Origin of the sequence: Rhodococcus sp. KBW08, from assembly GCF_003852455.1 — a bacterium.
GTDB lineage: Bacteria > Actinomycetota > Actinomycetes > Mycobacteriales > Mycobacteriaceae > Rhodococcus_F > Rhodococcus_F baikonurensis.
The window spans coordinates 1-11,720 of sequence record NZ_QAJJ01000003.1; the positions used below are offsets into that span (position 1 = coordinate 1).

An 11,720-nucleotide genomic window follows, 5' to 3' on the forward strand; every position below is an offset into this window, starting at 1 on the left:
CAGACGGTCGCGTCGTGGCCTCAGGAACGGTCGACGAGGTGCGCGCAGGCAACACACTCGACGAGGCATTCGTTCGCCTTGTCGGTAGCCGCAGTCCCAATCCCGACGGGCTGTCATGGATGCGCGCATGACCACCACCAGCTTTTCACCGACACACTGGAACACGTCGGCCTCTGTGTGGCGCACTGTCCTTCGAATGCGCGTGACCCTCTACAAACGTCAGTTCACCGGCGGAAGAGCTGTACTCAAGGTCATTGCAGCTCTGTTCGGGGTTCTTGGGGCAACGCTACTGTGCCTGCGAGCTTCGGGAACGAACGGTGATTATCCCGAACTCGTCAGCGGCACAACCAGTCTCGCACTGTCGACTATCGGCGTGATGTGGATCTTGATGCCGATCATGTCTGGTCTGTCAGACGACAATCTTCACCCCAGACATTTCCAAATACTCCCCCTGGAACCCGTCCGACTCGCCAGAGCACTGTTCTCGACGTCGCTGGTCGGTATGACCGTGCCGATCACCGCGTTGGCTGCAGCAGCGATTCCAATCTATGCCGCAACGCACCACCCTGCCGCACTGCCGCTAGCCATTGTCGCCTGGCCCACAACGGTCCTGTTAATGGTCGGCACCTCACGGGTCGCGATGCTGACGATGTCGCAGCTCCTCCACAGCCGGCGCAGTCGCGAACTGGCGTTGTTGGCCTTCAGCGCGATCTTCGGCGGACTGTATCTGCTGCAATTTCCGCTCCAGAGCCGCCTCGACACGGTCGTCGGCGGCGACGTCACGTGGCCGCTCACGGTCGCGCATTCGATACCGTTCGCGTGGGGAATCACCAGCGTCGACGCAGCAGCAGGAGGCGCCTGGCTCCTAGCCGCCGGAGCGGTCCTCGCGCTGGCGCTGGTCGATCTGGCACTGCTGTGGTCGTGGCAACACCTGGTCGTTCGCTACTTCAATGGGAAGGTCGCAGAATCAGCGGGCGCGACTTCCTTGCAATTGAAGAACCAGGGCCGCGACATTCGAACCGGTTGGCGCGCATCCCGTCTGGGCTCCGTGATCTCTCGCGAGCTTTCGCTCTGGCACGGAGACATGCGCCGACGAACGCAACTGCTCTCCGTTGCCATCATGACCTTGGTCTCCGGCTTCGGACCGCTGATCTCGTCATCGATTCCATTCTCCGCCGCATGGGGTGCCTGGTTCCTGATCTACCTGGCGATGGCAGCGGGATCGAATCTGTACGGATTCGACGGCGCATCGATGTGGCATCTGGTGATGATTCCCGAGGCCGCTGCCGCTGACGTCCGGGGCCGACAGATCGCGTGGGCAATCGTGATGACACCCTTCGTGGTCGTCGCAACAGCTGCTGTACGGATCTTCGGGGACCTCGGGACCGACCGACTGGCCGTGCCGATCGCCGTCGGCATTTCGATGATCGGGGTCGGCGCAGGATTGGTAGTGGCGATATCCGCCAAAGCCCCCTACCCGGTTCCGGAGATGAAGAAGACGTTCTCCTTCAACACCCGCGGGTCCTTCAACGGCTCGTCCTTCGGACTGATCATCCTCGGCATCGTCATCTTCGCCGCGACAACAGCACCCGGCGTGCTACTCGGAGCATTGCTACCGAGCCCACTGAACTACTGCGCCGTCCCGGTCGCCGTTTCGATTGGTGCACTGGGTGCTTGGATAGGGGGCCGCGTCGCGATCACCCGTATGCAACGCGAGCCGGACCGGATCCTGTTCGCCGTCACGACAACATAGCCGCCCGGTACAACCCGCAGGGGCCACGTTGGCAACAACTCCAAGCCGACCGGTACGGTTACAAAGCATGTTCACCGTTTGCCGCCGCGTCTCGATCGCTGTCTCCTCACTCGCCCTTCTGACGAGTCTTTCCATCATGGGTGCTCCTGCAACACAGGCACTTCCGGCGCTACCTACGGGTTCGTCGGCGACGGGATCGATCGAGACGCCCGCGGGTATCGACAGCGAGGTGACCTTCGAATCTCGCGGGATCACGTTTTACGGGAGCCTGAGGTCACCCTCGGGCGTCGAGCATGCTGATCTCGCTGTGCTGCTTCTGCCGGGAAGCGGTCCGACCGACCGCAACGGCAATCAGGAGAACGCGACGGTCTTCCCGAATACTCTCGCGCACGTGGCAGACGCACTTGCAGCACAGCGGATTCCGAGCCTTCGGTTCGACAAGTTCGGATCCGGGCGCACAGGCCTTTCAGGTAAGTCGCCGGACGCTTTCGACTACGGCTTCGACATGCAAGTCGAAGACGCTCACAGCGCGCTCGACTTGCTCGGCGACCTCACCTCCACACCTGCCACGCGCACGGTCGTACTCGGGCACAGCGAAGGCGCCCTGACCGCACTCACCCTGCAACAGCGCACTGCGCTGCCGCTCGCGGGACTCGGCCTGCTGCAACCTCTCTCGCAGCGATACCTTGATCTGCTCTCGCACCAGATCAATGCAAGCCTCGACCGCACTGTGCAGGGAGGGCAACTCTCGGAGACCGACGCTGACGCCACACGCGACAGTCTCGCTCGCACAGTGCAGTCCCTACGAGAGAGCGGCACCATCCCCGCCGACCAGGATCCGCTACTCGAAACTGTCGGATTCGTCCCCCCCAACGCCCGCTTCCTCTCCGAGGCCGACCGCTACGATCCGGCCGAGCTCGCCGCAGCCCTGTCGCCTTCCACACCTGTCCTGATCACGTGCTCCGAGAAGGATCTCAACGTCAGCTGCGACCAAGTCCACCGTTTGCACTCGGCAGCCTCACCCGAAGCAACCACCTTCCTGCAGCTGACGACCGCGAACCACGGACTCGGCGACATCGGTGTACTTGCACCCGGGCAATGGGACACGATGGCGCCAGTGCCCCTCTCAGGCCAGTTCACGCAGGCACTGAGCCAGTGGATGTCGTCGGTCGCGCAGCGCTAGCCGGTCAACGCCACAGAACATCCCGTTCCGGGAGCGGCACGTTGCGCACCTCTAGCGATCCGTGCGTTCGGACTGCCCCCTTGTGTCTCGGCGCCACTCGAACCGATCACAGACGTAGAGACACCCTACCTGGCCTTTTACCTGTACATTCCGCCAACGCAGATGCCCCGACGCGCATGCGTCGGACCATTTCTTTCGCCTCCGACTCCGTTCAGGTGTCCAGGCGGCTCGGATCGAACTCGTGGCCGAACGCAGACACGAGGACGCCGAGAACGGGTACGTACCAACGCAGGGCGTGTACGGCGTTGCATGGACCATTCTTGTCAGGAGAACATTACCGAGCATGTACTTTGTATCGCTGATCAACGAGACAGTTGACGTGAGGTCGAAACTGATCAAGAACGAGCTGAGCGCGGGTAGGGCAACCGTGTCCGATCTGATTTGAACAGTGCTCGGCGGCGCCTGAGGCGATAGTGGCGGCCGCCGATCATCCTCACGCAGCAGCGTGTGGCGTAGTTGCCTGACCCGGGATTTCGCAATGTCGTTCCGGGCTTCCCGATAACCCTATTCTGCGGGCGTCAGGTCTTCGTCGTTCGCAAAAATCAGACGCCCATCATCGAGTGCGATCGCCCACCGCTGCACCGGAGCCCAGTCCCGCCCCACCGAACCGCGGTCGATGATCATGTCCTCGTAGTCCTCGATCACCACACCCGTGCATGTCAGGCTGCCACCGGCATCGGAGTCTGACACCGTGAGTCGCACGCGGGAACCTACTGCAGTCCCGTCTTCGCTTTTGCAGTTTTTGTCGGTCATCTGCCTGATTCTGGCAGAGCAACTTCGCGGCAACCGCGTTCGGGGCACAGCGACGCACGCTCTGACAGAGCGGGGGGCTGAGTGTGCTGGATGCCAATATCACTCGCTGGAGCTGTTACCGGCGTCCTTCCGGTGCCACTGCGAGACATGATTCTGTCGGTGCATGCTCCTCCAGTCAGCTCGGGTAGCAGTCCGGATCGAGTGTCAGGAGCAGGCGATGACGTTCGTCAACGATGCTCCCTCGCCGCTGCCCAGTATACCCGACAACACTCCCGTACAACCGGCATTCCAGATGACGTTGATCGGGCAGCCCCAACCCGTACGCATTCCCGAACGTCTGTGGCGTTCCTGGCTCGACGATCCCGCCGTCGTTTCTCGCTTCGAAACCAAGCACTACCGCCGCTGCCGGGGATCAGTGCTGGCCCTGGATAAGCGTGGGTGTCCTCGACCGGGCATGGTTCGTTCCGGGCGGCGAGTCTGCGCGGGCCGTCTCGCCGCGGGACCGTGACGACCCATTTGCTCGCGCACCAGATCGAATACGGCGTCATCTCGAAGTTGGGCGGGTCCAACACCGACGACGCGGCGCTGTGCCATCAATGCGACTTCGCCCGCTGCACCAACCCTGCACACATGCGGTTGGGATGTCACCACGAGAGCTCAAGCGACGGGCAAAACACAAACTTGCTGTGCTCCGTCAGGTCGAGGAAGTCAGTGGCAGCGTAGCCGTGACCTGCCGCTACTACGGGCTCAGCCGGCAGTGCTGACTACGTGACGACTTCGATCATCGGGTAGCCGTCGTAAGGATTTTCTGGCCTTGCCGGACCTTCGCGAGGACCTGCTCGGGGGGGTGTGTCTGCGTGCCAGGAATCGTGAATTTCCTCCTGCGTCCAATATCGGACATGAAACTCACGCAGACACTGGACTTCTAAACGGAGGCCGGTTTCCTCTGCTGGGCCAGCTGTTGGATACGGGAAAGTGATGTTAGGAGGCTTCGATTCACCTAGAGGAACGTCGAGTAAGGACTCCGAATGAGATGAACACAGCAACCAGCATGAGCGCAGCCACAATCGTGTAGATCGTTGCGTTCGCTGACGCTAGATCAAGTCGGGTGAGGCTCTCGGCATCACCACCAACGGAAGCTGCGAAGACAATCCCGAAAATTGCAGTACCCAACCCCGCCCCGATGGGGAAGAAGCTGTTGACTAAGCCGGTTGCCATGCCAACCCGCTCGATCGGCACTGCCGAAGTGGTAACGGCCATGAGCGGGGTGTTAGCGAGGGCACTGCCAATACCCCAGATGACGGTAGCGGGGAGCAGCAACCGTGGGTCTTTCTCCTGCCCAATTTGCCATGCCAGCAATACTGATGCAGCGGTCATCAATGCGAATCCCGCGCCAAGAAGAGTTCGAGGATCAAACCTGGACTGTGCGTTGCCGGCCCATAGCGACACCGCCATGACCGCTATACCGAGCGGCACCAACAGAAGACCAGTCTGGGATGGGCTGTATCCAAAACCTCTCTGCAGCAGAATAACCAGGTAGACGGTGGCTCCGACCGTGGCGATCCTGTTAAGAAGCGCGAGCAGAGATACACCGACAAATGTGCGATTCCGCACCAGCGCCAGGTCGAGGATCGGAGCCGGTGCCCGGAGTTCGCGAAATCCGAAAGCGACCAGCAACAGGGCTCCGAGCCCGAAGGCCGTCAGGGTGGTGCGCTCGCTCCAGCCAGTTTCCTGGGCTTTCGCCAGGCCCAAATTGATACTGAGCAGAGCTGACCCGAGCAGGACCGCGCCGGCGAGATCGAAAGCTGCGACGACAGTGCGATGGTTCCTATTGTCCGGCGCTAGCAAGGATCGCACCAGGAAAAATGCGACTACTCCGACGGGGATATTGATCAGGAACATAGATCGCCAACCGACGGCATCGACCAGGAAGCCGCCAAAGACAGGTGCCAGGACGGCGGCAACGCCGAGGACGGCAGACCAGATTCCGATGGCTCGGGCCCTGGTGTCTTCCGCGAAAGTGCGTGCAATCAGGGGCACGACGCTGGCAAACATTACTGCAGCACCTACACCTTGGATCACGCGAGCGATGTTGAGCATGAGCATGGTGGAGGCCAAGCCACAGATGAGCGAGGCAACCGCAAACCCCGCGATCCCGTACAAGAACATGCGCTTGACTCCGACAGCGTCGGTTAGCGATCCGCTGATCTGCAGCAGGGAGCCGAATGCGACCGTGTAACCGATTATGACCCATTGCAGACCGACAAGAGAACTGCCGGAAAGGTCCTCCCCGATAGCAGGCAGTGCCACGGTGACGATTGTCATATCGATCGTGAACATAGCGGTTGCAGCGAGGACGGCCGTAAGTACAAGAACCTGTCTCCGGTCGAATCGAGTTCGTATGTTTGAGGCTTGGTCGCTAGCGGTGGGCTCGGATGTTTCGCTCATCTCACTCCTCCCTTGTGTGGGAGGCGAACCTGAGTCGTTGATCGCCATTGTGAAGTGTCGGTCCGCGTGTTAATCATGCGGTGGAATTGCCCTCCTGCCTCTGCGAGGTCGGCGGGAGTTCCTGATTCGATGACTTCCCCGCCCTCCAGCACGACCACGTAATCGGCGGTAGCGATCGTGTGTAATCGGTGTGCGACTATCACGACGGTGCATCGTCCGTGAAGGTTGCTCACCCACTTCTGAACGATTCGTTCGGACAGTGGATCGAGGGCAGCGGTGGCTTCGTCAAGGATTACGATCGATGGGTTCTGCAGCGCGACTCGAGCGATCTGAACCCGCTGTCGTTCGCCGCCCGAAAGGTTGGTGCCCCGCGGACCGACCTGGGCATTCCACCCACCCGGTATGCGTGCGATGACTTCGTCGAGACCGGACAGCGTGGCCACACGATCAAGTTCGTCCTGGTTTGCGTCAGGCCGGTTAGCGGTGACGTTGTCTCGGATGGTTCTGTCAAGCAACACGACCTCCGGCATGATCACGCCGATGCGGGTGTGCAAGTCAGCGCTGCTGATATCGCGTACGTCGACTCCACCAATCCGTACCGCCCCGGTGGTGGGGTCGGCGAAGCGGGGAATCAGTCGCAGCAGTGTGCTCTTGCCTGCGCCGGATGCGCCGACTATCGCCACCGTTGATCCGAGGGGGACATCGAAGTTAACCGCCGACAGCGCCGGTTCCGAAATGCTGTCATAGCGGACGTCGACATCATCGATTTGTATCGACAGCGCTTCTCCCTCCGGCAAAGTTTGCGGCTCAACGGGTTCCGACAGGGAGGGGGTTGTCAGAAAGTCGACCGTACGTGTCACCGTCGCAGAGGAAGTGCGCAACATGCGAGCGACAGCGGCAACAGTCATGACGGGTTCGGCGAACCGCAGCGCGAGCGTTGACAGCGCAATAAGGGTGGCGATATCAGTCGGGTTATCGAGCAGTCTGATCCCCACTACCAAGACGATCGCAGCAACTGCGATGTTCACGGCGGTGCCAAACCCCGTCCGCGCCGCGATCTCCGACCTGACACCACGCCTAGCTGTCTTGTCGAGGTCGTCGAGCGCACTGGTCAGTAGCGCCATCCCCAGGTTGTTCCGGTCTGCGGACCGCAACGTCGTTTGCGATTCGGCGTACTCGATGATGCGCGCAGTCGCTTCGGTATTAGCCGCATGGTCGACGTGCTCAGCAGCCTCTAGATGACGTGTGGTGACACGATGCACAAGGTAGAGCAACGGGATTGACATCCCCATGACAACAGCTGCTGTGGGGCTGACGAGCGCGGCGAAGACGACGACTATCACGGGAGTGACTATCCCGCGCGCAAGCGCGGCCAGGTTCAGCAGAATGTTTCGAGTAGTGCTGATAGCGCCGGGCCACAACAGTGTAAGAACTTCGGCATTACGTGATGGAGTGAACCAATCGAGCGGGAGTGTGCGCAGGTGTTCGATTTCGAGAACCTGGACCGCCGCCATGGCATCGAATGTTGCTCGCGTGCCTTTCTGGACGGTCCACGCGTGCGCTGCGAGAGCCAAGGCGGTGGCGAGAGCGAGCAAGATTAGCCATCGTGTGGAGGCTTCGGAATCACCCCCGATGATGGCCGCTAGGGTCGGCAATGTGAGACCTACAGCCAGGCCTTCCAGTACGGCGTAGGCCACGCTGCGCCGGATCTGCGCGCGATACCCGCGAACGGTGTCGCGGTCAAGAACCGCAAGCAATTGTCCAATCATGCTGGCTGCCTCCCCGGCTGCGGGGCAGCCTCCCACATTTCTCGGTATACGCCCGGAGTTTCGATCAATTCGGAATGTGTTCCTGTGGCTGTGATGTTGCCGGTTTCGACCACAACAATTCGATCGGCGCCGACGACTGAGTCGAGTTGATGTGCGATGAGTATGACGGTGCGGTCACGGACGATCTCGCCTAGCGCGGCGTGGATTTCAATGGCCGATTCAGGATCGACATGTGCAGTCGGTTCGTCGAGTATCAGAATGCGCGGATTTGACACCAACGCACGCGCGATCGCAATGCGCTGGCACTCCCCGGAGGACAAAGTGATGTCGTCGCCGACCACAGTGTCATAACCTTGCGGCAGCGCCAGGATACGGTCGTGAATGTTGGCGGTGCGTGCTGCTGCGACGACCACTGCATCGTCGGAGTCCGGGTGTGCGAGTCGGATGTTGTCTCGCACGGTGGTACGTAGCAGTACGGCCTGTTGCGGCAAGAGCGCGACTGTGCGGTTGAGATGTGCGGGGTCGATCTCTCGGACATCGACACCGCCGATGGTCACTTGCCCTTGTGTGACATCGTGGTGACGGCCAATCAGCGAGCAGATAGTGGATTTTCCCGATCCGGATGGTCCGACGATGGCCGTGAACGATCCCTGCTCTATCCCCAACGTGATATCGGAGAGTACCGGGTCCACCCCGTACCCGAAAGTGACTGAGGTGAGCTGAATTTCATCGCCGGCTGGCCGGAGCGGACGATCAGAAACCGAGAGCGGGATCACGGCAAGAATACCTTCAATGCGGGTAGCTGCCGTTGCTGCCGAGACAATACCCCAGCGCGCCAGAGTGATCGCAGACGGTGCCGCGGCCACGATGACGGATGCGACGACGAACGGCACTAGATCTGTTGGCGGTCTCGGGGTGTCCTGTATGAGCCAATACCCTGCAAAGAGCGCGACAAAGAGCCCAAAAACCGGGTCTGTGAGAGCCGCAATCTTGGATCCGCGTGACTCCTGTTCCAGGTGCGAGTCAACAATGATTTGGTGGAGCTTCCTCTGCGCGGTAAGCAGTCGGGTGGCACCGGTCGTCGCAGCACTTGTGATTCGCAGGGTGACCGCGTCACGCATTTCCTCGTTCGCAGCAGACACGAGAGCCGATATCGCAGCGCCCTGTTGGGCTTGGAAAGACTGTGCCCGCAGAATGATTCGTTGCTGAACGATATAGTGGACTCCGATCGGAATCAGCATGATCAGTGTTAGTCTCCAGTCCACAGTCAGCAACCACGCCACCGCAATGACTGGTGCTACGAAAGATTGGATGAGTTCTAGGCGTCCGTGTGCGACCGCTGAGTGCAGGGCCTCGACATCCTCTCCTAACGTCGCGAGCGCCTTTTCGGAAGCGCCGGAATCGAACCAGCCCAACGGGAGTCGCCCGAGGTGATCAGCGACCGAACTGCGAACCGACCGGCGCACCCGCAGATCAGCAGTGTGGGTCGCATAGTATGCGCACGAAGTCAGGAGAAACCCCACGATCGCCGCTCCGCACACGAGTCCGATACCCATATAGATTCGGCCCCTTGCCTCGGTGCCAGCGAAGTGCGCCTCGAACGCCGCATCGGCTATCAGCCAGATCCCGAACAGGGGTACCACCGACAGTGCGGACGCGATAACTTGCAGAACTGTCGCGACACGCGTGTAACTGGCAGCGGGAGCGCTGAGTCGACGCAGGGCGGTCCGGTCCACAATAGGAACCGCGTCGAATCTTCTCAACATGGATATCCGTGTCCGGAGGTTACCTCCGTGGCGAACTTGCTGAGGTGTTCGGATGTCTCCTCCAGGGTTTCTAGGTGCGGATGATGTGCGATGCCTGCAAGGACGACGGTCCGAACCGGGCCGCTCACGTGCTGCTGCACCAGATCCACCTGACGCAATGAACCGAAGTTGTCCGCTTCCCCCTGCATAACCAGCACAGGGTCAGTGATCGAGGGCAGAAGTGGGGTCACGTCGAAGCTCCGAAATTGCGGGGAGAGCCAGACATCAGCCCAATGAGCGAACAACTCTGCCGGGTCGTCGTGGAACGGGGCGAGCGAAGCCGCGATGTTGTCATCGAATCTCTCTTGGGCAGTGCGAATTCCGTCGAGGGTGCATTCCTCGACCACTATGTGGGGAGCGATTAATATCGCAGCGGTCACGGCGTGCGTAGCGGCATAGATTGCAGCGATGGTGGCACCGTCGCTGTGTCCGACAAGGACCGGGCCAAGGGAGATCGAGAGCGCGTCCAACACCGAGGGAAGGACTTCAAGGGCTTCGTGGTGAAGATAGTCGACTGAGCGCTCTCGTGTTCCCCCAGACCCTCCGTAGCCGTGTCGGGAGTAGACAAGCGCAGGCATTGATGTGAGCTTGGAGAACAGCGCCGGGAGTCGTCCCCATTGCGCGATGGAACCAAGGCCCTCATGCAGGAACACCGCTGTAGGCAGCGCCTCATTACCTGGATAGCGCTGATACTCGATGTCACCGTACGGGTGGTCGATGGTGGGCATAGACCTCACCAAGCCTGGGTTCGCACGTCAAGCATGTTGTCTCCCAGTCGCGCCCGCGCTACGTAGTCGAGGCAGGCACTCGGGGTGGCTGGCATGATCGAGCAGAACTGCACTTCGCGGAGCAGTCGCTGCATCGGCGCGGTGAAGGCCATCGACGTCGAACCTGTCACCTGGACGGCATCGCTCGCGAGAGCTTGTGCACTGGTACCCAGATGGTGCTTTGCGGCATAGATCATGGCGTTCGCGTCCTCGGTACGCTCGGCCACTGCTTGTGCTGCCCGATACGCCAACGATCGAGTCGCTTCGAACGTGACAATCATGGTGCCGAATTGTTGTGTGAGAGCGATGTCGGTGCGCCGTCGGGTATCGCGAGCTAGATGGTCGGCGACAAAATCGACAATCGCGGTGGCGAGTCCCAGGTAGGCCCCCAGGTATCCTGCTGCCATCCAGTGCGGATCGCGGATTGCCTTGAACAGCGACATCCCCTCGACGCCGAGGTAGAGCCGTTCCTGCGGAACGATGGTTCCATTGAGCAGCATTTGTGCTGTCGAAGTGCCGCGCAACGCACTGCCGCCCCAGTCGGACGTGAACTCCACGCCCGGATCGTCTTTTTTGACGACGAAATGCGATACTTCGAAGTCCGAGTCGGTGTCGGCAGGCCTGGCCGAGACAACGTAGTAGTCAGCAACTCCGGCAAGCGAAACGAACGACTTGTGGCCGTCGATGACGTAGTTGTCCCCCTCTCTCCGGTAGGTCGTAGACAGCCCTCGCAGACGAGCTCCGTTGCCCGGTTCCGAAGATGCGGACGCGAAAAGCGCACCTCGTACTACCTCGCTCACGACCCAGTCGTGGAAGCGTGCGGAGTCGGCAGAGAGACCACCCGCCTCCGAATCGAAGAGGTTACCTATCGCGACGTTGTGCATATTGAAGCCCAGCGCGGCGGCCCCGTTGTACCGGGCAAGGTCGGCCAGCAACAGTGTGTAGTCGGCGAAATCAAGCCCGTATCCGCCATCTGCAACGGGTACCAATACAGCCGACAAATCGGTCTCTGCGATCAGTTGGTACGCCGCTTTGGGATTGGTCTGGCCGCGATCTACAGCGTCGGCGAGTTCGGCCAGACGTGGACCTATCCGCCCAACCTGTGCTCGTGCGGCGTGAAGTCCGCTATCGGATTCGACTGATGACTTGCTACGGTCTTCCAAGTCTGTCGGGTTCGGCATA

The 11,720-nt window shown here is 60.8% G+C and carries 9 protein-coding genes; 3 read left to right on the forward strand and 6 right to left on the reverse strand.

The window, feature by feature from the left end; genetic code table 11:
* Positions 1-127 precede the first annotated feature (127 nt).
* Together DBV08_RS03985 and DBV08_RS03990 are read left to right on the forward strand one after the other, a co-directional pair.
* Positions 128-1,753 (forward strand): ABC transporter permease, encoded by a 1,626-nt coding sequence (locus DBV08_RS03985; protein ID WP_124566602.1) that lies wholly within the window; start codon positions 128-130, stop codon positions 1,751-1,753.
* Between the two features lie 136 nt (positions 1,754-1,889).
* Positions 1,890-2,936, forward strand: coding sequence for an alpha/beta hydrolase (locus tag DBV08_RS03990; protein ID WP_185564430.1), 1,047 nt, complete (start codon positions 1,890-1,892; stop codon positions 2,934-2,936).
* Positions 2,937-3,500: 564 nt separating this feature from the next.
* Here the strand turns inward: DBV08_RS03990 and DBV08_RS03995 are convergent.
* Positions 3,501-3,749: a hypothetical protein gene (locus tag DBV08_RS03995; RefSeq protein ID WP_124566604.1), complete on the reverse strand. Its 249-nt coding sequence runs from the start codon at positions 3,747-3,749 to the stop codon at positions 3,501-3,503.
* 217 nt (positions 3,750-3,966) lie between these two features.
* Here DBV08_RS03995 and DBV08_RS32730 point away from each other — a divergent pair, with 217 nt between their 5' ends.
* Complete coding sequence (locus DBV08_RS32730; RefSeq protein ID WP_260395285.1) at positions 3,967-4,257, forward strand: hypothetical protein; 291 nt, start codon at positions 3,967-3,969, stop codon at positions 4,255-4,257.
* Positions 4,258-4,745: 488 nt separating this feature from the next.
* Here the strand turns inward: DBV08_RS32730 and DBV08_RS04005 are convergent, their stop codons facing one another.
* Genes DBV08_RS04005 through DBV08_RS04025 form a run of 5 tightly spaced genes read right to left on the reverse strand, consistent with a single transcriptional unit; the run spans position 4,746 to position 11,719 of the window.
* A complete protein-coding gene (locus DBV08_RS04005; RefSeq protein ID WP_124566605.1) occupies positions 4,746-6,245 on the reverse strand; it encodes an MFS transporter in 1,500 nt (499 codons plus the stop codon).
* Complete coding sequence (locus DBV08_RS04010) at positions 6,194-7,966, reverse strand: ABC transporter ATP-binding protein (RefSeq protein WP_124566606.1); 1,773 nt, start codon at positions 7,964-7,966, stop codon at positions 6,194-6,196. Before DBV08_RS04010 ends, DBV08_RS04005 begins: the two co-directional genes overlap by 52 nt.
* Complete coding sequence (locus DBV08_RS33215) at positions 7,963-9,732, reverse strand: ABC transporter ATP-binding protein (protein ID WP_124566607.1); 1,770 nt, start codon at positions 9,730-9,732, stop codon at positions 7,963-7,965. Before DBV08_RS33215 ends, DBV08_RS04010 begins: the two co-directional genes overlap by 4 nt.
* Complete coding sequence (locus DBV08_RS04020) at positions 9,726-10,499, reverse strand: alpha/beta fold hydrolase (protein WP_124566608.1); 774 nt, start codon at positions 10,497-10,499, stop codon at positions 9,726-9,728. The genes DBV08_RS33215 and DBV08_RS04020 overlap by 7 nt, the downstream gene beginning before the upstream one ends.
* 5 nt (positions 10,500-10,504) lie before the next feature.
* Entirely contained in the window at positions 10,505-11,719 is a 1,215-nt protein-coding gene (locus tag DBV08_RS04025) for an acyl-CoA dehydrogenase family protein (RefSeq protein WP_124566609.1), read from the reverse strand.
* Position 11,720: the final 1 nt, after the last annotated feature.

What these genes read in the sequence shown, in the direction of transcription:
- DBV08_RS33215 (WP_124566607.1), bottom strand. Translation starts at nt 9,732, where the DNA reads ATGTTGAGAAGATTCGACGCGGTTCCTATTGTGGACCGGACCGCCCTG.
- DBV08_RS03995 (WP_124566604.1), bottom strand. Translation starts at nt 3,749, where the DNA reads ATGACCGACAAAAACTGCAAAAGCGAAGACGGGACTGCAGTAGGTTCC.
- DBV08_RS04010 (WP_124566606.1), bottom strand. Translation starts at nt 7,966, where the DNA reads ATGATTGGACAATTGCTTGCGGTTCTTGACCGCGACACCGTTCGCGGG.
- DBV08_RS04025 (WP_124566609.1), bottom strand. Translation starts at nt 11,719, where the DNA reads ATGCCGAACCCGACAGACTTGGAAGACCGTAGCAAGTCATCAGTCGAA.
- DBV08_RS04005 (WP_124566605.1), bottom strand. Translation starts at nt 6,245, where the DNA reads ATGGCGATCAACGACTCAGGTTCGCCTCCCACACAAGGGAGGAGTGAG.
- DBV08_RS32730 (WP_260395285.1), top strand. Translation starts at nt 3,967, where the DNA reads ATGACGTTCGTCAACGATGCTCCCTCGCCGCTGCCCAGTATACCCGAC.
- DBV08_RS03990 (WP_185564430.1), top strand. Translation starts at nt 1,890, where the DNA reads ATGGGTGCTCCTGCAACACAGGCACTTCCGGCGCTACCTACGGGTTCG.
- DBV08_RS04020 (WP_124566608.1), bottom strand. Translation starts at nt 10,499, where the DNA reads ATGCCCACCATCGACCACCCGTACGGTGACATCGAGTATCAGCGCTAT.
- DBV08_RS03985 (WP_124566602.1), top strand. Translation starts at nt 128, where the DNA reads ATGACCACCACCAGCTTTTCACCGACACACTGGAACACGTCGGCCTCT.